At 55.5% G+C, this 25,819-nt stretch carries 22 protein-coding genes; 11 read left to right on the plus strand and 11 right to left on the minus strand.

Annotation, left to right across the window (positions count from 1 at the left end; translation table 11 throughout):
- Positions 1-171: 171 nt before the first annotated feature.
- Positions 172-2,418, minus strand: a complete 2,247-nt coding sequence (gene ptsP / locus IM282_RS02710) for a phosphoenolpyruvate--protein phosphotransferase (protein ID WP_023306854.1) — start codon at positions 2,416-2,418, stop codon at positions 172-174.
- A 12-nt stretch (positions 2,419-2,430) separates the two neighbouring features.
- Entirely contained in the window at positions 2,431-2,961 is a 531-nt protein-coding gene (gene rppH / locus IM282_RS02715; RefSeq protein ID WP_032622373.1) for an RNA pyrophosphohydrolase, read from the minus strand.
- Between the two features lie 684 nt (positions 2,962-3,645).
- Between rppH and mutH the strand changes: the two genes are divergently transcribed.
- The 3 genes from mutH (at position 3,646) to IM282_RS02730 (ending at position 5,858) form a co-directional block, all read left to right on the plus strand.
- Positions 3,646-4,338 carry a DNA mismatch repair endonuclease MutH gene (gene mutH, locus IM282_RS02720; RefSeq protein WP_022649239.1) on the plus strand — a complete coding sequence of 231 codons (693 nt, stop codon included), beginning with the start codon at positions 3,646-3,648 and terminating at the stop codon, positions 4,336-4,338.
- Between the two features lie 128 nt (positions 4,339-4,466).
- Positions 4,467-4,685: a YgdI/YgdR family lipoprotein gene (locus IM282_RS02725; protein WP_192970092.1), complete on the plus strand. Its 219-nt coding sequence runs from the start codon at positions 4,467-4,469 to the stop codon at positions 4,683-4,685.
- A gap of 132 nt (positions 4,686-4,817) precedes the next feature.
- Positions 4,818-5,858 carry an NADP(H)-dependent aldo-keto reductase gene (locus IM282_RS02730; protein WP_015571754.1) on the plus strand — a complete coding sequence of 347 codons (1,041 nt, stop codon included), beginning with the start codon at positions 4,818-4,820 and terminating at the stop codon, positions 5,856-5,858.
- A 105-nt stretch (positions 5,859-5,963) separates the two neighbouring features.
- Here IM282_RS02730 and lplT read toward each other — a convergent pair whose 3' ends face one another.
- Both lplT and aas read right to left on the minus strand, forming a co-directional pair.
- Positions 5,964-7,157, minus strand: coding sequence for a lysophospholipid transporter LplT (gene lplT, locus IM282_RS02735; RefSeq protein ID WP_022649240.1), 1,194 nt, complete (start codon positions 7,155-7,157; stop codon positions 5,964-5,966).
- Positions 7,150-9,309 (minus strand): bifunctional acyl-ACP--phospholipid O-acyltransferase/long-chain-fatty-acid--ACP ligase, encoded by a 2,160-nt coding sequence (aas, locus tag IM282_RS02740; protein WP_058646260.1) that lies wholly within the window; start codon positions 9,307-9,309, stop codon positions 7,150-7,152. The genes lplT and aas overlap by 8 nt, the downstream gene beginning before the upstream one ends.
- A 617-nt stretch (positions 9,310-9,926) precedes the next feature.
- On the opposite strand from aas, the gene galR reads away from it, so the two are divergent.
- Positions 9,927-10,949, plus strand: coding sequence for an HTH-type transcriptional regulator GalR (galR, locus tag IM282_RS02745; RefSeq protein ID WP_003862806.1), 1,023 nt, complete (start codon positions 9,927-9,929; stop codon positions 10,947-10,949).
- Here the strand turns inward: galR and IM282_RS02750 are convergent.
- The 4 genes from IM282_RS02750 to IM282_RS02765 all read right to left on the minus strand — a co-directional run bounded on the left by IM282_RS02750 (position 10,904) and on the right by IM282_RS02765 (position 14,989).
- Positions 10,904-11,380, minus strand: a complete 477-nt coding sequence (locus IM282_RS02750) for a GNAT family N-acetyltransferase (protein ID WP_023306858.1) — start codon at positions 11,378-11,380, stop codon at positions 10,904-10,906. The two genes, galR and IM282_RS02750, sit on opposite strands and share 46 nt — an antisense overlap.
- Positions 11,377-12,150, minus strand: a complete 774-nt coding sequence (locus tag IM282_RS02755; protein WP_022649243.1) for a GntR family transcriptional regulator — start codon at positions 12,148-12,150, stop codon at positions 11,377-11,379. Before IM282_RS02755 ends, IM282_RS02750 begins: the two co-directional genes overlap by 4 nt.
- A gap of 78 nt (positions 12,151-12,228) precedes the next feature.
- Positions 12,229-13,656 carry a glycoside hydrolase family 1 protein gene (locus tag IM282_RS02760; protein ID WP_023298517.1) on the minus strand — a complete coding sequence of 476 codons (1,428 nt, stop codon included), beginning with the start codon at positions 13,654-13,656 and terminating at the stop codon, positions 12,229-12,231.
- A 7-nt stretch (positions 13,657-13,663) separates the two neighbouring features.
- On the minus strand, positions 13,664-14,989 hold the full coding sequence (locus tag IM282_RS02765; protein ID WP_003862812.1) for a PTS sugar transporter subunit IIC: 1,326 nt from the start codon (positions 14,987-14,989) through the stop codon (positions 13,664-13,666).
- A gap of 299 nt (positions 14,990-15,288) precedes the next feature.
- Here IM282_RS02765 and IM282_RS02770 point away from each other — a divergent pair, with 299 nt between their 5' ends.
- The gene (locus tag IM282_RS02770; RefSeq protein ID WP_155025161.1) at positions 15,289-16,326 is read left to right on the plus strand and encodes a LacI family DNA-binding transcriptional regulator; all 1,038 of its coding nucleotides are present in this window, start codon (positions 15,289-15,291) and stop codon (positions 16,324-16,326) included.
- Here the strand turns inward: IM282_RS02770 and lysA are convergent.
- Entirely contained in the window at positions 16,296-17,558 is a 1,263-nt protein-coding gene (gene lysA, locus IM282_RS02775) for a diaminopimelate decarboxylase (RefSeq protein WP_017692727.1), read from the minus strand. The genes IM282_RS02770 and lysA overlap by 31 nt on opposite strands.
- A gap of 120 nt (positions 17,559-17,678) precedes the next feature.
- Between lysA and IM282_RS02780 the strand changes: the two genes are divergently transcribed.
- Positions 17,679-18,605, plus strand: a complete 927-nt coding sequence (locus tag IM282_RS02780; RefSeq protein WP_192970093.1) for a LysR family transcriptional regulator — start codon at positions 17,679-17,681, stop codon at positions 18,603-18,605.
- On the opposite strand, the gene IM282_RS02785 is transcribed toward IM282_RS02780, so the two are convergent.
- The gene (locus tag IM282_RS02785) at positions 18,600-19,292 is read right to left on the minus strand and encodes an aspartate/glutamate racemase (protein ID WP_192970094.1); all 693 of its coding nucleotides are present in this window, start codon (positions 19,290-19,292) and stop codon (positions 18,600-18,602) included. The genes IM282_RS02780 and IM282_RS02785 overlap by 6 nt on opposite strands.
- 135 nt (positions 19,293-19,427) lie before the next feature.
- Between IM282_RS02785 and IM282_RS02790 the strand changes: the two genes are divergently transcribed.
- Positions 19,428-19,751: a cupin domain-containing protein gene (locus IM282_RS02790; RefSeq protein ID WP_022649249.1), complete on the plus strand. Its 324-nt coding sequence runs from the start codon at positions 19,428-19,430 to the stop codon at positions 19,749-19,751.
- Positions 19,752-19,784: 33 nt separating this feature from the next.
- Here IM282_RS02790 and wzz(fepE) read toward each other — a convergent pair whose 3' ends face one another.
- Positions 19,785-20,921 carry an LPS O-antigen length regulator Wzz(fepE) gene (gene wzz(fepE), locus IM282_RS02795; protein ID WP_192970095.1) on the minus strand — a complete coding sequence of 379 codons (1,137 nt, stop codon included), beginning with the start codon at positions 20,919-20,921 and terminating at the stop codon, positions 19,785-19,787.
- 543 nt (positions 20,922-21,464) lie between these two features.
- Between wzz(fepE) and IM282_RS02800 the strand changes: the two genes are divergently transcribed.
- Genes IM282_RS02800 through IM282_RS02815 form a run of 4 tightly spaced genes read left to right on the plus strand, consistent with a single transcriptional unit; the run spans position 21,465 to position 25,690 of the window.
- Complete coding sequence (locus IM282_RS02800) at positions 21,465-22,355, plus strand: carbohydrate ABC transporter permease (RefSeq protein WP_003862825.1); 891 nt, start codon at positions 21,465-21,467, stop codon at positions 22,353-22,355.
- Positions 22,348-23,250, plus strand: a complete 903-nt coding sequence (locus IM282_RS02805) for a carbohydrate ABC transporter permease (protein WP_022649251.1) — start codon at positions 22,348-22,350, stop codon at positions 23,248-23,250. The genes IM282_RS02800 and IM282_RS02805 overlap by 8 nt, the downstream gene beginning before the upstream one ends.
- A gap of 12 nt (positions 23,251-23,262) precedes the next feature.
- Positions 23,263-24,390: an ABC transporter ATP-binding protein gene (locus IM282_RS02810; RefSeq protein WP_023306863.1), complete on the plus strand. Its 1,128-nt coding sequence runs from the start codon at positions 23,263-23,265 to the stop codon at positions 24,388-24,390.
- A gap of 13 nt (positions 24,391-24,403) precedes the next feature.
- Positions 24,404-25,690 carry an ABC transporter substrate-binding protein gene (locus tag IM282_RS02815; RefSeq protein ID WP_032626062.1) on the plus strand — a complete coding sequence of 429 codons (1,287 nt, stop codon included), beginning with the start codon at positions 24,404-24,406 and terminating at the stop codon, positions 25,688-25,690.
- Positions 25,691-25,819 lie beyond the last annotated feature (129 nt).

Genomic DNA, 25,819 nt, shown 5'->3' on the forward strand with positions numbered 1-25,819 from the left:
CCGCCGTTGGCAGGTGCTCCAAAGTTGCGAATCATAGCATAAGGCAGGCGCGGAGGATGCGCCTGAGATGTAAAAGATGTGTATAGGGTTTTATGCGCGCTGTTCCCCCTCACCCCATTCCTCTTCCTCAAGGGAGAGGGGGTCGTCCGAGCAGTCATTATTTTGTGGGGATCAGCGGCCGCCGCGGATCAAACCGCCCATGCCGCGTCGCTCCATAAACGCCGCCACCTGATGGCGCACTTCGGCTGCCAGCTGTGCTTCCAGGCTACGCGCGGCCAGCTCATGCGCCTCATCTTGTTCGATGTGACGTAACAGGTATTTCACGCGCGCAACGGAACGTCCGTTCATTGACAGGTGACGGAAACCGAGGCCAATCAGGATCGCCACGCACATCGGATCGCCGGCCATTTCACCGCACAGGCGCAGGTCGATATTATGCTGCTCGGCTTCGCGGGCGATCATCGCCAGGGCACGAAGCATCGCCGGATGCAGGCTGTCGTAGATACTGGCCACGCGGGTATTGTTGCGATCGACCGCCAGAATGTATTGCGTTAAGTCGTTGGTGCCAACGGAGATAAAATCAACGCGGGTCGCCAGCTGCGGCAACATAAAGACCATCGAAGGCACTTCCAGCATCACGCCAATACGGGGTTTAGGGATCGCGTAGCCGATCATCTCTTCCACTTCGCGCCCTGCACGTTCAATCAACCGCCGCGCTTCGTCGATCTCGTCAATACTGGTGACCATCGGCAGCAAAATGCTGAGATTCCCCGTGGCCGCGTTGGCACGCAGCATCGCACGAACCTGGATAAGGAAAATTTCCGGCTGATCGAGGGTAATGCGGATCCCACGCCAGCCGAGGCAGGGATTCTCTTCACTGATGGGCATATAGGGCAGTTGCTTATCCGCGCCGACGTCGAGGGTGCGCAACGTGACGGGTTTGTCGTTAAACATCTGCAACATGCCCTGATACTGCGCAACCTGCTCCTCTTCTGACGGGAAGCCGCTTTGCAGCATGAACGGTATTTCGGTGCGGTAGAGACCAATGCCATCGATGCGGCTGCCGAGCTTCTCTTCATGCTCGGGGCTTAATCCCGCGTTGAGCATCACCTTTACCCGCTCACCGCTCTTGAGCTGCGCGGGCAGGTTGACATCATCTTCCGCCAGCTTGCTTAATTCATTCTCTTCGCTGATAAGACGCTGGTACTCCTGAAGGAGAACCGGCTCAGGATCCACCAGCAACTCACCGCGATATCCGTCCACCACCAGCGTGCGGCGATGCAGTACGGAGGGCTGAATATCCGCCCCCATCACGGTCGGAATACCGAGCGCACGCACCATAATGGCGGCATGAGAGTTAGCTGCGCCATCGCGCACCACCACGCCCGCCAGCCTGTCCTGCGGTAATTCCGCCAGTGTCGTCGCCGAGAGTTCATCGGCCACCAGCACAAACCGGTTCGGCCAGGCATTCGCCCCCTGAATAGTATCATCGAGGTGGAACAGCAGACGTTGCCCAAGCGCGCGTAAATCGCCGGCGCGCTCTTTCAGATAGCCGTCAGTCAGTACCGCAAACTGCTCGGCAAATTTTTCAATGACCTTTTTAACCGCCCACTCTGCCACCGACCCCTTATCGACCTCGGCAAATAACTCACGACGCAAACGCGCATCGGAAAGCAGGTGTGAGTAGAGATCGAAAATGGCCGCCGTCTCTTTTTGCGCGCCAGCGGCAAAGCGTTTGCTGTAGCGACGAAACTCATTCGCCGCCTCTTCCAGCGCAGCGGTGAGCCGTTCGCGCTCAAGCGCCTCATCCAGCGTAGAGGCTTCGTAGACCTGCTCCATCAGCGGGAGCGTGGCATCCATCCAGCCTTCGGCTATAGCGACCCCCGGCGAGGCCGGAAGCGCGCGAATACGCGTATGACGATACTGACCAAAAAGAGCTGTCAGTTGGGACTGAGAGAGGATCGCCGCCATCTGCGTTGCCAGCGTGACGAGGAAGGACTCCTCGCTTTCATCGTACTGGCGCAGCTCGCGCTGCTGAACAACAAGCACGCCAAGCAGCTGGCGGCGCTGAATAATCGGTACGCCAAGAAACGCGCGGAAACGCTCTTCTTTGACGGAAGGGATATATTTGAAGCTGGGGTGTTTTTGCGCATCGGCAAGGTTGATTGGCTCCGCCAGTCGCCCGACCAGGCCAACAATACCTTCATCAAACGCGAGCGTGACGGTACGTCCCCGTGGTTTTTTTAATCCGCGGGTTGCCATAAGGTAGTAGCAACGTCGGTCATGGTCGGCCAGGTAGACCGAACAGACCTCGGTTTCCATCGCAAGACAGATGTCCGTCACCAGAATATTCAGCGCCTCGTTGAGGCGAGGCGCACTGGCGACCTTTTCAACTATTTCTCGCAAGCGGGTGAGCATGATTTGCGTAGCTTAACCTCTTTTACGTCGCCAGGCAGGTGCGCTCTGTGGCTTCGGAGTCGTCTCCTGAAGCTGCATCACGACACTTGCGAACTCTTTCATCACCCTACGGTATACATCGCGCTTGAATGACACGACCTGACGAACCGGATACCAGTAGCTTACCCAGCGCCAGCCATCAAACTCTGGCGTGCTGCTGGTTTGCATATTGATATCTGAATCGTTGCCCACCAACTGCAAAAGAAACCACTTCTGTTTCTGGCCGATACAAACCGGCTTTGTGTCCCAACGCACCAAACGTTTCGGTAACTTGTAACGCAACCAGTTGCGGGTCGAAGCCAGGATGCGAACATCTTTTCGGCTTAAACCAACCTCTTCAAACAGCTCCCGGTACATCGCTTGTTCTGGGGACTCTCCAGGATTGATCCCGCCTTGCGGGAACTGCCAGGAGTGCTGACCATATCGCCGGGCCCACATCACCTGGCCCTGACGATTACAAATTACTATTCCTACGTTTGGGCGGTAGCCATCGTCATCAATCACCGGACTACCCCAAACTAAATCTGATATATGAATGATTGTTTCACACTACAGGGAGGCGGTAAACCACTCTCTTACAGGCCTGCAACCTAATAACATTTGAATAACTCACAATTTTGTGAGGAGTTATAAACAGATGAGGGCGACTGAGACCATTTTTATTCACCTTTTCTGTGGATATAGTTGTGAAGAAGTATGGAATTACCGATGAACAACCTTGTGGCCCGGCGAATCGGCAATTTTCATCACTTAAAATAAATCATTTAAATTCATATAGTTAAACGTAAATTTAGGGTATCAAAGGCGATTAACGTGACGATCGTCACATCAAAGATCTTCCTGGTGATGAAAGATCGAACAGCGTCGGTTTTATCCACAGATTGTGCCAATAAGTTAGGCACAATTTGTGTGAAAATTCGATTTTCATCGCACGTCAAGGCTGTAAATTGAAACAGTAGTGGCGGTTATTCGCAGTTATCCCATTTTTCTGTGGATAACATGGTGTAAGATCCTGTTTATTGTCAGTGACCAGAATTGCACAACCTGTTTTTTAGCCATGGCGCGACGGGATACATTTCTAAAAAACATAATATAAATCATCCACATGGAATATGTACTCAGAAAAAAGTAAACTCTATCCACAAGGGATAAAATATCAGTTCATTTTTTAACCAAAAGGTTGTCAGCATGCATTCTCTCGCCCCACTGCTCTCTCCTCCCGTCAGTGAAGCCCAGTTGCTCCAGCAGGCACAACGTCTGGCAGGCTATGCACTGGGCGAGCTGGCCGTGATGGCGGGGTTGACGATACCCAACGATCTGAAGCGCGATAAAGGCTGGATCGGCGTGTTGCTTGAACGTTGGCTGGGCGCAAGCGCGGGCAGTAAACCCGAGCAAGATTTTGCGGCGCTGGGGGTGGAACTGAAGACGATCCCCATTGATAGCCTGGGGCGGCCACTGGAAACTACCTTTGTCTGCGTTGCGCCGCTAACGGGTAATAGCGGAGTGACATGGGAAACCAGCCACGTCAGGCATAAGCTGAAGCGGGTGTTGTGGGTACCCGTTGAGGGTGACAGGCAGATCCCGCTGGCAGAGCGTCGCGTTGGCGCCCCGCTGCTCTGGAGCCCGGATGAAGAAGAAGAGAGACAGCTTTCCCAGGACTGGGAAGAGCTGATGGACATGATTGTGCTGGGACAGGTTGAGCAGATCACCGCCCGGCATGGCGAAGTGCTGCAACTCCGTCCCAAAGCCGCCAACAGCAAAGCGCTCACTGAAGCGGTAGGTGCACAGGGCGAACCGATCCTGACGCTGCCGCGCGGCTTCTATCTTAAAAAGAATTTCACCGGTGCACTGCTTGCACGACACTTCCTGTTGAAAACATAGTTTTTTACCAATTTTGCGCTCCGGCTAACATAATCTCCTCCTTTTTAAGATTTCCCCCCTTTCACCTGTCGTAATATCAGGTTATTACTACACTATGATTTGATACGAGCCAGGTGAGGATGAGAACGATGAAAAAATGGGCAGTAATTATCTCAGCAGTCGGTTTAGCGTTTGCGGTATCGGGTTGGAGCAGCGACTATGTCATGTCAACGAAAGATGGTCGTATGATCCTGACCGATGGCAAACCCGAAGTCGACGACGATACCGGTCTGGTGAGTTACCGCGATCGCGAAGGCAATCAAATGCAAATTAATCGCGACGAAGTCTCCCAGATCATCGAGCGTTAAACAGATAAAGGTCAGTAGCTTGCTGGCCTTTTTGAATTTTTCCTTCCCCTTTTGCCTTCCCTCTGCCATGTTTATATTCCTTTGTCGGGAGGTTCCTGACGCGGTCTGTATGTCTAAAAAAGGAAACCGGCTATGCATTATCACCGTATCCCCCATAGCGCTCTGGAGATCAGCCAGCTGGGGTTAGGCACCATGACATTTGGTGAACAAAACAGCGAAGCCGATGCCCATGCACAACTCGATTACGCCGTCAGCCAGGGCATTAACCTGATTGACGTGGCGGAGATGTACCCAGTTCCTCCCCGCCCGGAAACTCAAGGTCTTACCGAAACGTATGTCGGCAACTGGCTGGCGAAACGCGGCAATCGCGAAAAGCTGGTCATCGCTTCTAAGGTTAGCGGCCCTTCCCGTAATAACGATGCCGGGATCCGCCCTAACCAGATCCTCGATCGCAAGAATATCCGTGCTGCACTGGATGCCAGCCTCAAGCGCCTGCAAACCGACTATCTCGATCTTTATCAGGTGCACTGGCCGCAGCGTCCGACGAACTGCTTCGGTAAGCTTGGCTACACCTGGAACGAGAGTGCTCCGGCCGTCACCCTGCTGGAAACGCTGGAAGCGCTCACGGAGTGCCAGCGGGCGGGTAAGATCCGCTACATTGGCGTTTCCAACGAGACGGCGTTTGGCGTGATGCGCTATCTGCATCTGGCCGATAAACACGACCTGCCGCGCATCGTGACCATTCAGAACCCGTACAGCCTGCTGAACCGCAGTTATGAAGTGGGTCTGGCGGAGGTGACGCAGTACGAAGAGGTGGAACTGCTCGCCTACTCTTGCCTGGGCTTCGGTACCCTGACGGGCAAATACCTGAACGGCGCGAAACCGGCTGGTGCGCGTAACACGCTTTTCAGCCGCTTCACCCGCTATAGCGGCGAGCAGACGCAAAAAGCCGTTGCGGCCTACGTGGATATCGCGAAACGCCACGGACTCGATCCGGCGCAGATGGCGCTGGCCTTCGTGCGTCGTCAGCCGTTTGTGGCGAGTACCCTGCTCGGCGCAACGACGATGGATCAGTTGAAAACCAATATTGAGAGTTTCCATCTGAACCTGAGTGAAGAGGTATTAGCGGAGATTGAAGCGGTGCATCAGGTTTATACTTACCCGGCACCTTAAGTTGACGATTTGCCCGGTGGCGGCGTTGCCTTACCGGGCCTACAAAATCCGCCAACATCACGAAACGTAGGCCGGGTCAGGCGGAGCCGCCACCCGGCAAAGATATCACCGCCGACGCTGCCAGACCCACAGCCCGGTAATCGCCAGCGCAAACAGTGCGCCAAACCCCACCCCGATTGCCACAACCGGCGCACCTGCTTTTACCGCCAGCGAGTAAATCCCCAGCATCAGCAGCATCGCCATGTTTTCGCCAAGGTTTTGCACCGCAATGGCGTTGCCAGCCCCGACGGTCTGCTTGCCGCGCTCCTGCAAAAGCGCGTTGAGCGGTACCACAAAGAAACCGCCTAATACGCCGATCAGTAACAACAGGGCATAGGCAGGCAATATGGCATGTTGCAGGGAGAAGAACAGAACGCCGACGCCGATCAGGATCCCCGCAGGCATGCAGCGCGCAACGGTTTCAAGCGTTACCAGTTTGGCCGCAGCCCCGGCCCCGACCACAATCCCGACGGCGACCATGGCATTCAGGTAGGTCGGCGTGGCGTTGTCTGTTATACCCAGCGCCACCGGCACCCACAGCACCAGCAGGAAACGCAGCGTAACGCCGGCCCCCCAGAACATGCTGGTGCCCATCAGCGAGAAGCGTGTTTCACCGTTACGCCACAGTACGCGGCAGGCGTTGAAGAAGCTGCCGGTCATTGGCCCGAAGCGCCAGGATTGTCCCGGACGCGCCACGGCCAGTTTGGGGATAAACAGGTTGGCGATCACCGCGCCACCGTACATCAGGGCACAGATGCCAAGCGCGGCGAGTACATGCCAGTCTGCCAGCACGCCGCCCGCCACCGAACCCAGCAGAATCGCCGCAATGGTGGAGGACTCCATCAGGCCGTTGGCCTTCACCAGCTTATCGCCGGTGGTGAGCTCACCCAGAATGCCGTACTTCGCCGGGGAGTAAGCTGCCGCGCCAATGCCTACCAGCGTGTAGCCAACAAACGGGTTGATACCAAAGCAGATGCTTGCCGCGCCCAGAAGCTTAAGACTGTTGGCAAACATCATGACCCGACCTTTGGGGAAGCTGTCCGCCACCTGGCCAACAAACGGCGCAAATACAATGTAAGCACCCACAAACACCATCTGTAGGATCGGCTGGCTCCAGTCGGGATAAAACTCAGCTTTCAGCAACGCCAGCGTAGCAAACAGCAACGCGTTATCGCCGAACGCGGAAAGAAACTGGGCGGCGATAACCGCCATCATGCCTTTCGACCAGATTGAAGTGTTAGTGTGTACTGACTCACGCATTATGCTGTTCCGCCTCTTCAACCATGCCCTTCAGGGTCACAAAATCGGGTTTACCGCTGCCCAGCACCGGTAACTGTTTGAGGTAACGAATATCGCGGGGGACCGCCAGCTCGGGGATACCATGTTCGCGCGCATACCTGAGAAGCGCATCACGCTTCAGTTCACCGTCAGTAGTAAAGAGCACCAGCGCCTCACCTTTACTGGCATCACTTTTCACCACGGTCGCATGCATTTTCTCCGCCGAGACTGCGGTCGCCAGCGTCTCGACCATTTCAAGAGAGACCATTTCCCCGGCGATCTTGGCGAAGCGTTTTGCACGTCCCTGGATCTGCACGAAGCCCTGATTGTCGAAGCGCACGATATCGCCCGTGTCGTACCAGCCCGTTTCAACCTCGCCATTGACGTTCTCGGCCGTCGGCGCCTCAAGCACGCCCGGGTTTTCCACACGCAGATAGCCGTTCATGACGTTCGGCCCTTTCAGCTGAAGACGTCCGCCGTCTTCAATACCCGGTACCGCCAGCAGACGCGCGTCCAGCCCCGGCAGAATGCGGCCAACCGTTCCCGGTTTTGCCGCCATCGGAACGTTGATGGAGACCACCGGCGCGCACTCCGTCACGCCATAGCCTTCCAGAATCCGCAGGCCAAACTTGTCCTGCCAGATCTGGCGCGTACTGTCCTGGAGTTTTTCCGCCCCCGCCACCACGTAGCGCACGCGGAAGAAATCATACGGGTTGGCGAAGCGCGCGTAGTTTCCGAGGAAGGTGGACGTCCCGAACAGCACCGTGCAGTTACGGTCATAAACCAGCTCCGGCACAATGCGGTAGTGCAGCGGGCTTGGGTAGAGGAACACCTCGGCACCGGTCAGCAGCGGCGTAAAGAGACCCACGGTCAAACCAAATGAGTGGAACAGCGGCAGCGCCGACATAAAGCGATCGTTGGCGGTAAAGTCAGCGATGGTTTTAATCTGTTCGACGTTTGCCAGAATGCTTTTGTGGCTATGAACCACACCTTTCGGGTTGCCTTCAGAGCCGGAGGTAAAGAGGATAATGGCATCATCCTCCGGCTGCTGCTTAACCTGCGCCAGACGCGGCATCAGCAGGTGCGCGAAAATCCACAGCTTGTCGGCGGTCGTGACGTCTGCTTTCAGATCTTCCAGGAACACCCAGCGCACCTGCGTCAGCTGTTCCGGCAGGTGCCACAGCTTGCCTTTATCCAGGAACTGGCGGGAGGTAAAGATGGTGTTGATTTGTGCTGCGGTAATCGCGCTGGAGAGCCCTTTCACGCCCGCCGTGTAGTTCATCATCGCCGGAATGCGGCCCCGGGAGACGGCACCAAAGATCACCGCCGCGCTGATACCCGCGTTTGGCAGCATCAGGCCGATCTTTTCGCCCTGTTTGCTGTACTTTTCCAGGATACGCCCGACAAACAGCGTTTTGGTCAACAGCTTACGGTAGGTATCCGGCGTAAAGTTGATGTCTTCGATGCAGTTTTTCTTCGCACCGTAGCGATACTGCGCCGACAGCAACGATTCATACAGCGTTTCGCGCGGGCGAACGGCCATGCGCGCTTCCATCATAATCTGGTGCAGCATTTCCCCGGCGATTTTACGGCGGTCGCGCGCGCGCGGCGCCTCGGGCATCGGCAGTGACGTCGGCGGTAATATATGCATCGTAATTTTCGGGAACAGACGCTGCTTCACCAGCCCTTTCAGACGGCTGAAAAAGGTCAGCTCAGCCCCGTCGATGCGTAGCGGCACGACGGTGGCCTGAGACTTCGCCGCGACAAAACCGGCGCCGTCGTAAATTTTCATCAGGGAGCCCGTCACTGAAATCCGCCCTTCCGGGAAGATAACCACCGGACGCCCCTGCCCAATCAGACGCACCAGATGTTTAATCATCATCGGTTTGGTAGGGTCGAGCGGGACAAAATCAATCAGCGGCCTGAGCCAGCGCATGTACCATTTTTCACTGATGGAGCTGTACACCGCAAAGACGGGCCGCACGGGCAAAAACAGCGCCAGCAATACGCCATCAAGAAAAGAGACGTGATTCGGTGTGATAAGAACACGCTCGCCATAGAGTGCCTGCGTATCGCCAGTCACGCGAATGCGAAACAGGACACGAAACAGTGTGCGGAAGAACCCAAAAAGCATTTCAACTCCCTTTGCCAGCCAGTGTGAAAGGTATAAATGGTGGCAGATTACACGAGAAGTAGTGAGGGAGCGATAGCAAAAACAGAGGCGAAAAAAAACCTGCGCATCCGCGCAGGTTGGTGCAAGTGAAGAGTACGAAAACGTACCAGGAATTCTCACCAATCAATACCTCTGGGATCTTGATTGTGGCCTCCGGCGACAGGCTTCGCCAGCAGGAAAACGCAAGGGAATGAGCCGAAGTGCAACCAGGTGTGAATAATCTCTTTTGCTGTTACAGGTTGAACTTACAGGCAAAAAAAAACCTGCGTAAAACGCAGGTTGGTGTAAATCGTGTTAATCAACCGAAGTTGATTCCACCTATCAATACCTCTGGGATCTCGACTCTAGCAATTCACAACGCATCGTTGCCAACGGACAATCGCAACAGCCTGAGGCAAAGTGTAACTAAAGGTTCAGATTGACATTATTCAGACATGACTGGCCGTGTAACGATTACACCGCGAGGGATGTTCTGCTTCACGTTTGCAGAGGACGCTCACCCGCTCCCCTTGAATGCGCGCCGCTTTTCCGCAACACTAGTTAGTGTGTAAACGCTTACCCCTATAAGAAGGTATTGAATGGCGACAATTAAGGATGTGGCTCGTCTGGCCGGTGTTTCCGTCGCGACCGTCTCCCGCGTGATCAACAACTCCCCTAAAGCGAGTGATGCATCACGCCAGGCCGTGCAGGACGCCATGGAAAACCTGAATTATCACCCTAACGCCAACGCACGCGCCCTTGCCCAACAGTCGACAGAAACCATCGGGCTTGTGGTCGGGGATGTATCCGATCCGTTTTTCGGTGCGATGGTCAAAGCCGTAGAACAAGTTTCTTATCACACCGGTAATTTCCTGCTGATTGGTAATGGCTACCACAATGAACAGAAAGAACGCCAGGCCATTGAGCAGTTGATCCGTCATCGCTGTGCGGCGCTGGTGGTCCATGCCAAAATGATCCCCGACGCCGAGCTGATCCATCTGATGAAACAGATGCCGGGGATGGTGATTATCAACCGTATTATTCCCGGATTTGAAACCCGCTGCGTGGCGCTCGACGACCGTTACGGCGCATGGCTCGCAACCCGTCACCTGATCCAGCAGGGCCATACCCGAATTGGTTATCTGTGCTCCAACCACCCAATTTCCGATGCGGAAGATCGCCTTCAGGGCTATTACGACGCGCTGCGCGAAGCCGGTCTGCCGTGCAACGATCGTCTTGTGGCGTACGGAGAACCGGATGAGAGTGGCGGCGAGCAGGCGATGACCGAGCTGCTGGGCCGCGGGCGGAATTTCACCGCCGTGGCCAGCTATAACGACTCCATGGCCGCCGGCGCGATGGGCGTGCTGAATGATAACGGAATCGACGTCCCGGCAGAAATTTCGCTGATTGGCTTTGATGATGTGCTGGTGTCGCGCTACGTGCGCCCTCGCCTGACCACCGTGCGCTACCCGATTGTGACCATGGCAACGCAGGCGGCAGAACTGGCGTTAGCGCTGGCCGAGCATCGCCCGCCACCGGAAATTACCCACCTGTTCAGCCCAACCTTAGTGCGCCGTCACTCGGTGGTATCGCCCGCGGAAGCCGTGAGCGAACAGCGATAGAGATGGACGGTTTTATCCGGGTATTCCAGCGCATCACCGATGTAGTGCCAGCCGTAACGTTCGTAGAAGTCGCGGCAGGCAGACCAGAGATGAAGCTCGTGATACCCGGCGCGTCGCGCGTAGCCGATAACATGCTGCTGAAGTTTTCCCGCCAGCCCGTTTCCCCGCGCGGCTTCATCGACATACAGCGCAGCCAGCCAGGGATGAAGATCCTGCCGGGAAATTAAATCGCAACGCCACAACCCAACGGTGCCCAGCAGCTGGTCATCTTCAACGGCAATAAAGGTGAGCGGTAACTCGCCTGGCGTCAGGCTGTGCTCGACAATGCTCTGGAAAAAGGCACGCGGCATACCTTCACCAAACGCGTTCCAGATCCAGTCGATCACCTGCTGTGTAAACTGCGGCGCAGCGTGAAGCGGCAGTATATTCACACCAGCTTCCCCTGGAAAAGAGGGACCGATTCGAAGAGATAGCCGTCAAAATCGGGCGCGTCTTCGTCTGACAGCTCGAGCAGGCTCTTTTTGACGTTTTCAAGATGCTGGAACATCGCCTGCCACGCCCCCATCACGTCGCGGCGGCGGAGCGCAGCGAGAATGGTTTGCCTGTCTCCGAGCCACTTCAGGCGCCAGGCGCGGCTGGCGATATGGCCATTGAACTGCTGCCACAGCGGACTGCTGTCCATGTGATGCCAGACGCTCTCAACCGTCGCCAGCAGCATCTGGTTTTGTGTGGCCCCAGCCAGCACCAGGTGGAACATTTTGTTGTTGTCCTGGCTGCGATCGTCGACGGCAATCGCCCGTTGCTCTTGCTCGATAATGCGGCGCAGGTTGTCGATGTCCGCCCGTGTCGCCATTTTTGCGGCAAAGGCAGCGATGTTGCTTTCAAGCAGTTGACGCGCCTGGAGAATTTCAAACGGCCCAACGTCACTGTTCAGAAAACGCTCTTCCTCGTTTTCATGCTCTTCCGGAATGCGCATCACGTACACGCCTGACCCCTGGCGAATATCCACCGTTCCCTGGAGCTCAAGCATCAGCAGCGCCTCGCGCACGATAGTGCGGCTGACGCCATACGTCTCGGCGATGTTGCGCTCCGGCGGCAGACGCGATCCCACGGGATAATGCCCCTGGATAATCTGCGCCCGTAAATCCTCGCCAATTTCCTGGTACTGTTTTTTTTCCGGCAGGATGACAGCCTTATCCACGTTTTCACCTGTGTTTTTCAGTTAATGCGCGGGCCGGACGTCCCCCCGGCCAGTTTGTGCGCTATTTTACCAGAAGGCTTACTTCCATTCATCGTCTACCCTGAGCGTCAGCACACGCTCATCGCGCAGCTGGCGGAACCAGGACGCTGATTTCTTTGCCCGCCGTGCGCGTTGATTTTCAAGGTCGATCTCAATCAGCCCGTAGCGGTTTTTAAACGCGTTCATCGGGGAGACATTGTCGGTGAAGGCCCACAGCATATAACCGTGACAGTTCGCCCCCGCCTCCCGCGCCAGCAGCGTGTAGTAGAGATGTTCGCTGATAAACGCGATGCGGTACGTGTCGTCAATGACGCCGTCACGATTGCGATACTGCGCTTCGTTCTCCACGCCCATCCCGCTTTCCGCCACAAACCAGTCAATGTTGCGATAGTCGTTTTTAATCCGCATCGCCATGTCGTAAATAATGCGCGGAAAGATCTCCCAGCCGCGGGAGGTGTTCATTCGCCGTCCGGGCAGCTCAAACGGCTCGTAGTAGTACGCCGGATGGAACGGCGTCTCCGGGTGCCAGGCGCGGGACGGGGCTTTGACGCGATGCGGGTAATAGAGGTTAATGCCCAGCTCATCGACGGTGTTGTCGGCAATCAGCGCCAGCTCGTCAGCCGTGTAGTCCCACTGCACCTGATGCTGCGCCAGCAGGGTAAAGAGCGCCTGCGGATAGCGCCCGTGCACCAGCGGGTCGAGAAAGACGCGGTTGTAGAACAGATCGTACATCTCTGCCGCTCGCACGTCATGCGGCGCGCGGGAGCGCGGATAGGTCACTTCCGGGTTAAGAATACAGCCCACCGTGCCGTCATACCCTTTCTCGCGAAACAGCTTCACCACTTTCGCCGTCGCCAGCACCTTATGGTGGTTCCACTGCATCCAGGTGCTGGTGCTCTGCTCATAGGGCCAGCGCAGCGCGTCAAGGTAGACGCGCGTCTGAACCACAATCGGTTCGTTGAAGGTAAACCAGCGGGTGACTTTGCCGTGAAAGCGCTCAAATACCTTTTCTGCATAGCGAACGAACAGCTCGACGACGTGCTTTGACGCCCAGCCGCCGTAGGTCTCCAGCAGCACGCCCGGCAATTCGTAGTGTTCCAGGCAGATCATCGGCTCAATGCCCTGACGGTGCATTTCATCGAACAGCGCGTCGTAATACGCGGCGTACTCTTCATCTACCGTCGCATTTTCATAGTCGGTTAAAAAGCGCGACCAGTTGATCGAGGTGCGATAGTGCGTCAGTCCCGCCTGCTTCATCAGCGCTACATCTTCGCGGAAGCGATTGATAAAGTCGGTTGCCACCGCCGGACCATAGCCGTTATGCCAGACGTGACGATCGTTCATGTACCAGAGATCGATCCACGAATCCTGCCCCGGCTTTTTGCCGCTCCAGCCCTCGGTCTGCCAGGCCGATGCCGCCGCGCCCAGAATAAAATCTTGCGGTATGGCTATCTGTTTTGTGCTCATCGTATCCTCATGCGTTATCGGTGGCTTGTTGCAGTGCGGCCTGCTCTGCGCGGCGTGAAGCAATTTTCACAAACGGCAGATAGATAATCACCGCGGTCACGATGCAGATAAACTGGGTGATGACCGCCCCCATGGAGCCCGCCGTTGACAGCCAGGCGTTGATCAGCGGCGGCGTGGTCCAGGGCACCATTACCACGGCTTTCCCGGCAAATCCGGTCACGGTGGCAAAATAGCCAATCGAGCCCGTCACCAGCGGCGTGATGATGAAGGGGATAGCCAGGATCGGGTTGAGCATGATTGGCATACCGAAGATCACCGGCTCATTGATATTAAAAATACCCGGCCCGATGGAGAGCTTGGCTATCTCCTTCATCTCTTTACGTTTGGTGGCAATCATGACGGCTATCAGCAGGCCGATGGTCAGGCCGGAGCCGCCGATGCTCATATAGACGTCCCAGAACGGCATGGTGATGATGTTTGGCACCTCTTTGCCCTGCTCGAACGCGCTCATGTTAACGGTGATTGCCCCCAGCAGCAGCGGCTCGCGGATCGGCTTGATCATCTGGTTGCCGTGAATACCAATCACCCAGAACAGCTGGGCGACAAACATCAGCAGAAGGATCCCCGGCAGGCTTTGCACCACGCGCTCCAGCGGCTGTTGCACCACCTGGTATACCGCGTCGTAGAGATACATGCCGGTAATCTGATGAAACACGAAGCCAAAGGTGGCGATGGCGGTGGTGGTGATAATGGCCGGGATCAGCGCAGAGAACGACGCGGCAACGTTCGGCGGCACCGTGTCCGGCATCCTGATTTTCAGCCCCTTGCGGTTTTCCAGCCAGCAGTAGATCTCCACCGACAGGATGGCGATAAACATACCGAGGAACAGGCTGCGGGTATCTGAGAACTGGCGCAGCAGCACATCTTTCACCACGTGCATCTCACCGTCCACCAGCATTTCCACCGTGGTCGGCGTCACGCAGATAAAGCAGATCACCGCCAGCAGGCCGGGGAACAGGGACTTAATGCCGTTAATACGCCCCAGCTCAATGCCGATTAAAAACACCGCGCCGATGTTGAGAAAGTTCAGCGTGGCGTAGTTGAGCGCGCTGGTGATCGGCTTTAAGGCCGCGAGAAACGACAGCGACTGAAAGCTCGCCAGACCGTTTTTCGGATCCAGCACCATATTGGAGATCAATACCGAGAACGCCCCCACTATGATGACTGGCATTAAGGTAATAAACGCAGACTTGATCGCCTGGATATAGCGATAGCTGTTGAAGGTAGTGGCAAAACTGCCCAGAGCGTCGATCAGTTTTTCCTGAAATGCCATAGGGTAATACCTCAGTAAAAGGGCTTTTATTGAATAAGGTGTACAGCCGGATACTATTGGTATGCCAAAAATAGCGTCCACAGGCGATTTGTTCTGTGATTAAGCTCCCAACGCCGTTAGAGGTATTCCAGATTATGATTTATCACCATTTTGGTATACCAATGACAGGCATTTATTCCGCGGGCGAGGATCGTTACTGAAAAGCGTGATCGTTATGGGGTTTTGTCCTTCCCACGTCGCTTATGCGCCGGATGGTCTGTGTTAAACTGCAAACCATTACGTGGAAACAGGAATTTCGAATGGCAACAATGCTGGATGTCTCACTGCGTGCGGGCGTGTCGAAGGCCACCGTTTCGCGCGTGCTGAACGGCACGGGTCAGGTTAAAGAGAGCACGCGCCAGCAGGTATTTCGCGCGATGGAGGAGCTGGGCTATCGTCCGAACTTTCTCGCGCGCTCGCTGGCTAACCAGACCAGCAACAGCATCGGTCTGGTCGTCTCGACGTTCGACGGTTTTTACTTTGGTCGTTTGCTACAGCAGGCGTCACGGCAGACCGAAACGCACGGTAAACAGCTGATTGTTACCGACGGTCACGATGCCCCTGAACAGGAAGAACTGGCGGTGCAGATGCTCGCCGACCGCAAGTGCGACGCCATCGTGCTGTACACGCGTTACATGAGCGAAAAGACGATCCTGAAGCTGATCAACAGCGTGCAGACGCCGCTGGTGATCATTAACCGCGAAGTGAGCCAGGCGGCGGATCGCTGCGTCTTCTTTGAACAGCAGGACGCAGCCTTCAAAGCGGTGGATTACCTGATAAGCCAGGGCCATCGGGAGATCGCCTGTATCACCGTCCCGATCCACACCCCAACGGGTAAATCGCGGCTGATGGGCTACCGTAAGGCGCTGGAGAAGCACGGTATTCGTCTCGATGAGCGGCGGATTAAATACGGCGATGCAGGCATGACGCGGGGTTACGAGCTGTGCAAGGAGCTGATTGCGGAAAAGACATCGTTCAGCGCCCTGTTTGCCTGTAATGATGATATGGCCCTGGGCGCCTCCAAAGCATTACACCAGGCCGGGCTGAAGATCCCGCAGGATATTTCGCTGTTTGGTTTTGACGATGCCCCCAGCGCAAAGTGGCTGGAGCCTGCCCTGTCGTCGGTGTATTTGCCGATCGACAACATGATCGTGACGGCGATCGACCAGGCGATCCGGCTGGCAAAAAACCAGCCGGTTGAAGCGATCCCACCGTTCACCGGCACGCTGGTGTTACGCGATTCGGTGACAACAGGCCCCTGGTTTAATCAGACCAGCTCTAACGCCAGCAATTCCTGAATGGTCTGGCGACGGCGAATCAGCCGCGCCACGCCGTTATCAAACAGCACTTCCGGCAGCAGCGGACGGCTATTGTAGTTCGAAGACATAGACGCCCCGTACGCACCGGTATCATGCAGCACCAGATAATCTCCCGGTTTTACCTCTGGCAGCGAACGGGTTTCGACTTTCCCGCCTTCCTGCTGAGTAAAGACGTCACCGGATTCACACAGCGGGCCGGCAACAACGGTCTCGATGCGCGGGGCGTTGACCAGATCGCGGCCATCGGCGGCAAGCGCGGTGATGTGATGATAGCTGCCGTACATGGACGGGCGCATCAGGTCGTTGAAGCCAGCATCAATCAGCACAAAGTGACGGCTTCCCATCTCCTTCACGCTCCGCACCTGCGCCACCAGCACGCCAGCTTCGGCGACCAGGAAACGACCCGGCTCAATCTCCAGCTTCACCGCATGGCCCAGATGAGCGGCGATGCTGTCACGCGCGGCGCTCCACAGGCCGTAATAGTGATCCGTGTCGATCGCCTCCTCCCCTTCGCGGTAAGGGATCGAAAGCCCTCCCCCGGCGGAGATCGCCTCCAGATCTTGGCCAAAATCGATAACCTGACGCACCATCGCGCCACAGACCTGCTCAAGATGGCCATAATCCACGCCGGATCCGATATGCATGTGAATACCCACCAGCTTAAGGTTGTAACGTTGTAAAACCTCCAGCGCCGCAGGCATATCGGCATACCAAATCCCGTGCTTGCTGTTTTCGCCCCCGGTGTTGGTTTTCTGACTGTGACCGTGACCAAAGCCCGGGTTGATGCGCAGCCAGACGCGATGGCCCGGGGAAACCTGCCCAAGCTGTTCCAGCATATCCACCGAACCGGCATTCACCGGGATTTGCAGCTCGTGCACGCGCGCCAGCGTGGCGTCGTCTATCAGGTCAGCGGTGAAGACGATCGCGTCGCTATCGGCCTTTGGATCAAACCCGGCCGCCAGCGCACGTTCGATTTCACCCAGCGATACGGAGTCAACCTTCACGCCCTGCTCGCGCATCAGGCGCAGAATATGAATATTGGAGCAGGCCTTCTGCGCAAAACGCACCACGTCAAACTGATGCAGCGCGGCGATTTTCTCGCGAACAATCTGCGCATCGTAGACCCACACCGGACAGCCGAATTCGGCAGGCAGGCGCAGCAGGTTATCGGCGTTTAAATCGGTTTCGGTCTGGTTGAGCGGGCGTGGCATGGTCGTCTCCGGTATTCTGTTTTTTATCATTACGCCATAGCCTGAAGAGAATAAAAAATATCGTTTTATCGTGAGTCTATGCAAAAATGATATGGACCACGCTCAGCCATCAGGTGCCCTATGCCCGCCGTTAACCTACGCCATATCGAGATTTTTCATGCGGTGATGACCACCGGCAATCTCACTGAAGCCGCGCAGATGCTGCTCACCTCGCAGCCGACGGTCAGCCGCGAGCTGGCGCGTTTTGAGAAAGTGCTGGGGCTGAAGCTGTTTGAACGCACCCGCGGCAGGCTGCATCCAACGGTGCAGGGTTTACGTCTTTTTGAGGAGGTTCAGCGCTCCTGGTACGGGCTGGACAGGATCGTGAGCGCGGCGGAGAGCCTGAGGGAGTTTCGCCAGGGCGAGCTGTCCATCGTCTGCCTGCCGGTCTTTTCTCAGTCATTCCTGCCGGTACTGCTACAGCCGTTTCTGGCCCGCTATCCGGAGGTCAGCCTGACCATCGTGCCGCAGGAGTCGCCGCTGCTGGAGGAGTGGCTTTCGGCCCAGCGCCACGATCTGGGTCTGACCGAAACCCTCGTCACGCCAGCGGGAACGGAACGCACGGAGCTGCTCTCGCTGGATGAGGTCTGCGTGCTGCCTGCCAGCCACCCGCTTGCTTTCAAAGCAGTTCTGACCCCGGCAGATTTTCACGGTGAGAACTATATCAGCCTGTCGCAGACCGACAGCTACCGGCAGCTTCTGGATGGCCTGTTTGCCGAACATCAGGTGAAGCGGCGGATGGTGATGGAAACGCACAGTGCGGCATCAATTTGCGCGATGGTGCGCGCGGGCGTGGGTATTTCGGTGGTGAACCCGCTCACGGCTATGGACTACGCCAGCAGCGGCGTGGTTCTGCGCCGTTTTAGCGTTTCCGTTCCCTTTACCGTAAGCCTGATCCGCCCGCTGCACCGGCCCGCCTCAGCGCTGGTTGATGCCTTTAGTGAACACCTGATTGCGTACGCGCGTCAGGTGGCGCTTCGCTTACCTGACCTGCAAAAACCTTTATGACAGCATAAACTCCACCGCATCCGCGGCATGGATGGCGGCGGTATCGAAGACCGGTATCGGGCTTCGGTCTGCCGGCACCAGCAGGCCAATTTCGGTACAGCCGAAGATGACCCCTTCCGCCCCCTGCTGCGCCAGTTTCTCCATCACGCTGACATACCAGGCGCGCGAAGCTTCGCTGAAGGTGCCGAGGCACAGTTCATCAAAAATAATCTGGTTAATGCGCGCCCGGTCTGCCTCCTCCGGGATCAGGCTTTCAATCCCGAACTGGCTACTCAGCCGCCCGCGGTAAAAATCCTGCTCCATGGTGTAGCGCGTCCCCAGCAGCGCCACGCGCGTCATGCCGGCGGCACGTATGGCACGCCCGGTGGCATCCGCGATATGTAAGAACGGCAGCGAACAGCGGTCTTCAATATGCGACGCCACCTTATGCATGGTGTTGGTACACAGCAGAATACCCTGCGCGCCCGCACGCTCCAGGCCAAGTGCGGCGTCTGCCAGTATTTGCCCGGCTTTGTCCCACTCCCCGCTCGACTGGCAGGCTTCTATTTCATGGAAATCCACGCTGTGCAGCAGCAGGCTGGCCGAATGCAGACCGCCCAGACGCTGTTTGACGCCTTCATTAATCAGGCGGTAGTACGGGATCGTTGATTCCCAGCTCATGCCCCCTAACAGACCGATCGTTTTCATCTTTCCTCCTGTACGTTTCACCCAGTGAAGCAAACTTGTGATCGCCTTTCCAGTTATTTGGCTAAACGTTTTCTTTTCGCTGCGGCTGAGATAAGTTAAATGAAACAATGTTTCATTACATAACAGGGCGAAAATATGTTTATTTTCCATAAAGAGACCACGCTTGAGGATTTGGGCAACGGCGTGACGCGTCGTATTCTGGCGCACGACGGCAGGATGATGGCGGTGGAAGTGAATTTCGAGCAAGGTGCGATTGGCCCGCTGCATAACCACCCGCATGAGCAGCTCACCTACGTTCTCTCGGGGGAATTTGAGTTCACCATTGGCGAGGAAAAGCATGTGGTGACGGCGGGCGACACTCTCTATAAAAAGCCGCACGTGATGCACGGCTGCGTTTGCCTCAAACCCGGCACCTTGCTGGATACCTTTACGCCGGTACGCGAGGATTTCCTGAAATAAAAAAAGGCGCTCATCAGAGCGCCTTTTTTCATGTTATTCCGTAACCGGCTCAGGAAGTTGTTCCGGCAGCGGGTTGCGGGAGCGCATTGCTTCGCGCAGCAGCACGCTGCCACAGGCGAACAGCCCACCCAGAATACCCGCCAGCAGCACGATCAGTGCTTTGCCCGGGCCATCTTTTTTCACCGGCATAGAAGGAGAGAGCTGGTATTTGAACGGCTCCAGGCTCACGTCTTCGAAGGAGAGTTTTTGCAGCTGCGCCAGATAGTATTCGCGGTTCTGGAAATCGGCGTTCAGCTCAGAAACATCCTTCAGATTTTTTTCAATCTGCAATTTCTGCGCAATCCCGTCCGCGCCGAGCGCGACGGAGTAATCCGGATCGTCTTTCACCGCTTGTCCGTTACTGTAAACCGGCTTTTTGATCCCTGCCGCGTTCGCCACTTCCAGCGAGTAGTTAAGGCGTTGCAGGTTGGTATTGTGGATATTGGTCAGTCGAACCCGATCCAGCTCCAGCTGCTGCTGAACCGTTTTGGTTCTCAGGATCAGCTGATCGCGGATGTTTTGCATGGTCTCCTGCTCGACGATGCGGGAAATGTACTGAATGTAACCATTCAACACTTTCTGCGCGTCCTCTGCCGTTGGGGCAGTGAAGCTTAACGTCCAGGAGAGATACGGTGCTTTATCAGCATTTTTTTCCTGGGTGTTATCAATAGCCTTCATCTTTTCGGCGATATTGACCACCGCGCGGTGCAGCTCCAGCGGGTCAACCTCGGCGCCATCGAGCTGAGCCATCACGTAAGGAGAGCTCTTCATGTACTCTTCAAGCAGGGACTGAGACTGAAACTTTTTGATAAACAGATTAAATACATCCGCACGGGTAACTTTAACGTCCACATCAAGCACCTGCAGCGTCACCATCATCTGGCGCAGCGAACTCCACTGCGTCTGTTCCGCTGGCGTAATGACCGCTTTACTGGTCCATTTTTGCGGTATCAGGAAGGCGATTGCCAGGCCGACCAGTGCAAATGCAAACACAATGGTAATGATGCGTTTTTTTGCTGCCAGCAGGACGTCCAGCAGACCCAGGAGATCTATTTCTTTAGCGCTCACCGACGGGGGAGCATAGTGAGGAAAGTTGAGATCCGTATGTTGTTTGAAATCCATTGCTGACATAACTGTTCTTCTTTTAAGGATGCAGTGAAATTCTGCCTGACTGGTTCCGGTTTGAGAAATCATACAAGAATGTAAGAATTATCTGAATGCCGAATTGGTACATCTGTAGACCTGCTATCAGATCTGGTAGTTAGCCACGCTGCGTGACTATTGTTTTTCCCGTTTCCACTTGTGCTTCGTCTCGCCTCCTCGCAGCCCCGACGAACGTCCGTGAAAAGGCAAAAATGCCACCTCCCTCACTATATTGAAACAGCGTTTCGACGCTGATCACATTTCCATCATTAAGCGAATGACGCAGAAATAAATCGCAATAATATAAAATAAAACGATGTTTTAGTATCCAAGAACGGCGGTTCAGCTCTTTTGAAACCCAACGCATTTAGCGCAAAGAGGAAGGCAAAAAAGCGTTAATAAACAATTTTATATTTAGCCGACGCCAGATATTGCACCCTAAAATTCAGCTCTCATGCCGCGCGATGCGGGCCTGGGAAGATGTAACAAAGCAGATTCCGTTTTAAACCATTGATCGCCAGGTAGGTATGTATGAATGAAAACAAGCTGCTGGGGCTCGCATGGATATCACCCTACATCATCGGGTTGATACTCTTTACGGCATTCCCCTTCGTCTCATCATTTTTCCTCAGCTTTACGGATTACGATTTGATGAGTCCGCCGGTGTTTAACGGCATCGAAAACTATCGCTACATGTTTACCGAAGACACGCTCTTCTGGAAATCAATGGGCGTGACCTTTGCATACGTATTTTTAACCATTCCGTTAAAGCTCGCCTTCGCATTAGGGATTGCCTTTGTCCTGAACTTTAAATTACGCGGCATCGGATTTTTCCGTACTGCCTACTATATTCCGTCGATCCTCGGCAGTTCCGTCGCCATTGCCGTATTGTGGCGCGCCTTATTTGCCATCGATGGCCTGCTGAACAGCTTTATCGGCGTATTTGGTTTTGACCCGGTGAACTGGCTGGGTGAACCGTCACTGGCACTAATGTCCGTTACCCTGCTGCGCGTCTGGCAGTTCGGTTCCGCGATGGTCATCTTCCTGGCCGCGCTGCAAAACGTACCGCAGTCCCAGTATGAAGCGGCGATGATCGATGGCGCATCGAAATGGCAGATGTTCATGAAGGTGACCGTGCCGCTGATTACGCCGGTGATCTTCTTCAACTTCATCATGCAGACCACGCAGGCGTTCCAGGAATTTACCGGGCCGTACGTGATCACCGGCGGCGGGCCGACCTATTCGACCTACCTGTTCTCGCTCTACATCTACGACACCGCGTTTAAGTATTTCGATATGGGTTATGGCGCGGCGCTGGCGTGGATCCTGTTCCTGGTGGTGGCCGTCTTCGCCGGTATCGCCTTTAAGTCGTCGAAATACTGGGTGTTCTACTCCGCCGATAAAGGAGGCAAAAATGGCTGATATTCAACAACTCTCCACGGCAAGAAGCATCGCCGAACGCGAAGTAGCCCGCACGCTGCGCAGAGAGAAAATCAACGCCACCGTTCGCTATGCGATCCTGCTGTTTGTCGGCCTGCTGATGCTTTACCCGCTGGTGTGGATGTTCTCCGCGTCGTTCAAACCGAACCACGAGATCTTCACCACCCTGAGCCTGTGGCCTGCCCATGCCACCTGGGACGGCTTCATCAACGGCTGGAAAACCGGCACCGAGTACAACTTCGGCCACTACATGCTGAACACCTTTAAGTATGTGATCCCGAAAGTGATCCTGACCATTATCTCCTCCACCATCGTGGCGTATGGCTTTGCCCGCTTCGAGATCCCGTGGAAGAAGTTCTGGTTCGCCACGCTCATTACCACCATGCTGCTGCCAAGCACCGTGCTGCTGATCCCGCAGTACCTGATGTTCCGTGAGATGGGCATGCTGAACAGCTATATGCCGCTGTACCTGCCGCTGGCCTTCGCCACCCAGGGGTTCTTCGTCTTCATGCTGATCCAGTTCCTGCGCGGCGTCCCGCGTGACATGGAAGAGGCGGCGCAGATTGACGGCTGTAACTCCCTTCAGGTGCTGTGGTACGTGGTTGTGCCGATCCTTAAACCGGCCATTATCTCCGTCGCCCTGTTCCAGTTCATGTGGTCCATGAACGACTTTATCGGGCCGCTGATTTATGTCTACAGCGTGGATAAATACCCGATTGCACTGGCGCTGAAAATGTCCATCGACGTCACCGAAGGGGCGCCGTGGAACGAAATTCTGGCAATGGCGAGCATCTCCATTCTGCCATCCATCATTGTCTTCTTCCTGGCACAGCGCTACTTCGTACAGGGCGTCACCAGCAGCGGAATTAAAGGTTAAGAGGGAAATACCATGGCTGAAGTTATTTTCAACAAGCTGGAAAAGGTCTACTCCAACGGTTTTAAAGCGGTACACGCTATCGATCTTAAAATCGCCGAAGGTGAATTTATGGTGATCGTCGGCCCATCCGGCTGCGCCAAATCCACTACTCTGCGCATGCTGGCGGGACTGGAAACCATCAGCGGCGGCGAGGTGCGTATCGGCGACAAGATCGTGAACAACCTCGCGCCGAAAGAGCGCGGGATTGCGATGGTGTTCCAGAACTACGCCCTCTATCCACACATGACGGTGCGCGAGAATCTGGCCTTTGGCCTCAAGTTGAGCAAGCTGCCGAAAGATCAGATTGAGTCCCAGGTGAATGAAGCCGCCAAAATTCTCGAGCTGGAAGAGCTGCTCGACCGCCTGCCGCGCCAGCTTTCCGGCGGCCAGGCGCAGCGCGTGGCGGTAGGCCGTGCGATTGTGAAAAAACCGGATGTGTTCCTGTTCGATGAGCCGCTTTCAAACCTCGACGCCAAACTGCGCGCCTCGATGCGTATCCGTATTTCCGACCTGCACAAGCAGCTGAAGAAATCCGGAAAACCGGCCACCACCGTTTACGTGACCCACGACCAGACCGAAGCGATGACCATGGGCGACCGCATCTGCGTGATGAAGCTCGGCCATATCATGCAGGTGGATACGCCGGACAATCTCTACCACAAGCCGAAGAACATGTTCGTGGCGGGCTTTATCGGCGCGCCGGAGATGAATATACGCAAAAGCGTGCTGGTCGAAAAAGCGGGACAGCTGCACATCGCCATTGGTGATGAAAGCATGCCGCTGAACGCGGAGAAGCAGGAGAAAGTCGCCGCTTACGCGGGTCAGGAGATCTTCTTCGGCGTGCGTCCGGAATTTGTGTCGCTCTCTGATGAGCCCTTCCCGAACGGCGGCTGTAGCGGGGAGATGGTGCGCGTTGAGAACATGGGCCACGAATTCTTTGTGTACCTGAAGGTCGCGGACTACGAACTGACCGCCAGAATCCCGTCCGATGAAGCTAAACCAATGATTGATAAGGGGCTTCATCGTAAGGTGTATTTCACGTTTGATATGAATAAGTGTCATATTTTTGACGCAAAAACTGAACAGAACCTCTCTCTCTGATGGAGTGATAAAAATGAAAAAAGTGCTTTTAAGCGCAGCTATCTCCGCGACCCTGGGCCTTACCGCTTTGCCATCGATGGCGCAGAATGTGGATTTACGGATGTCCTGGTGGGGCGGCAACGGCCGTCACCAGGTCACCCTGAAAGCGCTGGAGGAGTTCCATAAGCAGAACCCGGACATCAACGTGAAAGCGGAATACACCGGCTGGGACGGTCACCTCTCCCGTCTGACCACCCAGATTGCGGGTGGAACCGAGCCAGACGTAATGCAGACGAACTGGAACTGGCTGCCGATCTTCTCCAAAACCGGTGACGGCTTCTACGATCTGAACAAAATGAAGGAGGTGATCGACCTGTCGCAGTTCGATCCCAAAGAGCTGCAAACCACCACCGTGGATGGCAAGCTGAACGGCATTCCGATCTCGGTGACGGCGCGGGTGTTCTACTTCAATGACGAAACCTGGAAAAAAGCGGGTATTGCGTACCCGAAAACCTGGGACGAGCTGATGGCAGCCGGTAAAACCTTCGAGAGCAAGCTCGGTAAGCAATACTACCCGGTGATCCTCGAGCACCAGGATACGCTGGCGCTGCTTAATTCGTACATGATCCAGAAGTACAACATTCCTGCGGTGGATGAGAAAACCAAAAAGTTCAGCTACACAAAGGAACAGTGGGTGGAGTTCTTCCAGACCTACAAAAAGCTGATCGACAGCCACGTCATGCCGGACACCAAATATTATGCCTCATTTGGTAAGAGCAACATGTATGAGATGAAGCCGTGGATCCAGGGAGAATGGGGCGGCACCTATATGTGGAACTCCACCATCAACAAATATTCCGACAACCTGAAGCCACCGGCGAAACTGGAGCTGGGCAGCTACCCAATGCTGCCAGGCGCCACCGACGCGGGCCTGTTCTTCAAACCGGCACAAATGCTGTCGATTGGTAAGTCGACCAAAAACCCGGAAGCGGCGGCGAAGTTGATTAATTTCCTGCTCAACAGCAAAGAAGGGGTCGATACGCTGGGCCTTGAGCGTGGCGTACCGCTGAGCAAAGTAGCGGTGCAGTATCTGACTGAAGACGGCACCATTAAAGAGGACGATCCTTCCGTGGCAGGCCTGCGTCTGGCGCAGTCGCTGCCGGCGAAACTCACCGTCTCGCCATACTTTGACGACCCACAGATTGTGGCGCAGTTCGGTACTTCTTTGCAGTATATCGACTACGGGCAGAAAACCGTGGAAGAGACGGCCGCTGACTTCCAGCGTCAGGCGGAGCGTATTTTGAGACGTGCGATGCGGTAAACACTAAGCCGCTTACCCGGCCTACACGGTATCGTAGGCCCGGTAAGCGAAGGGTATGAACCGGAAACATGGGTAACACTTTAGACCGGATACATGGGTAACAGTTATAACTGGCATAGAAGAGGAGAC

The organism is Enterobacter cloacae complex sp. P29RS, assembly GCF_014893445.1.
GTDB classification, from domain to species: domain Bacteria; phylum Pseudomonadota; class Gammaproteobacteria; order Enterobacterales; family Enterobacteriaceae; genus Enterobacter; species Enterobacter intestinihominis.

Coding starts and splice junctions, on each gene's coding strand:
- galR (WP_003862806.1), top strand. CDS start 9,927: ATGGCGACAATTAAGGATGTGGCTCGTCTGGCCGGTGTTTCCGTCGCG.
- lysA (WP_017692727.1), bottom strand. CDS start 17,558: ATGCCACGCCCGCTCAACCAGACCGAAACCGATTTAAACGCCGATAAC.
- IM282_RS02725 (WP_192970092.1), top strand. CDS start 4,467: ATGAAAAAATGGGCAGTAATTATCTCAGCAGTCGGTTTAGCGTTTGCG.
- IM282_RS02770 (WP_155025161.1), top strand. CDS start 15,289: ATGGCAACAATGCTGGATGTCTCACTGCGTGCGGGCGTGTCGAAGGCC.
- IM282_RS02765 (WP_003862812.1), bottom strand. CDS start 14,989: ATGGCATTTCAGGAAAAACTGATCGACGCTCTGGGCAGTTTTGCCACT.
- IM282_RS02760 (WP_023298517.1), bottom strand. CDS start 13,656: ATGAGCACAAAACAGATAGCCATACCGCAAGATTTTATTCTGGGCGCG.
- lplT (WP_022649240.1), bottom strand. CDS start 7,157: ATGCGTGAGTCAGTACACACTAACACTTCAATCTGGTCGAAAGGCATG.
- IM282_RS02810 (WP_023306863.1), top strand. CDS start 23,263: ATGGCTGAAGTTATTTTCAACAAGCTGGAAAAGGTCTACTCCAACGGT.
- IM282_RS02805 (WP_022649251.1), top strand. CDS start 22,348: ATGGCTGATATTCAACAACTCTCCACGGCAAGAAGCATCGCCGAACGC.
- IM282_RS02730 (WP_015571754.1), top strand. CDS start 4,818: ATGCATTATCACCGTATCCCCCATAGCGCTCTGGAGATCAGCCAGCTG.
- aas (WP_058646260.1), bottom strand. CDS start 9,309: ATGCTTTTTGGGTTCTTCCGCACACTGTTTCGTGTCCTGTTTCGCATT.
- ptsP (WP_023306854.1), bottom strand. CDS start 2,418: ATGCTCACCCGCTTGCGAGAAATAGTTGAAAAGGTCGCCAGTGCGCCT.
- IM282_RS02780 (WP_192970093.1), top strand. CDS start 17,679: ATGCCCGCCGTTAACCTACGCCATATCGAGATTTTTCATGCGGTGATG.
- IM282_RS02800 (WP_003862825.1), top strand. CDS start 21,465: ATGAATGAAAACAAGCTGCTGGGGCTCGCATGGATATCACCCTACATC.
- IM282_RS02785 (WP_192970094.1), bottom strand. CDS start 19,292: ATGAAAACGATCGGTCTGTTAGGGGGCATGAGCTGGGAATCAACGATC.
- IM282_RS02815 (WP_032626062.1), top strand. CDS start 24,404: ATGAAAAAAGTGCTTTTAAGCGCAGCTATCTCCGCGACCCTGGGCCTT.
- IM282_RS02790 (WP_022649249.1), top strand. CDS start 19,428: ATGTTTATTTTCCATAAAGAGACCACGCTTGAGGATTTGGGCAACGGC.
- mutH (WP_022649239.1), top strand. CDS start 3,646: ATGCATTCTCTCGCCCCACTGCTCTCTCCTCCCGTCAGTGAAGCCCAG.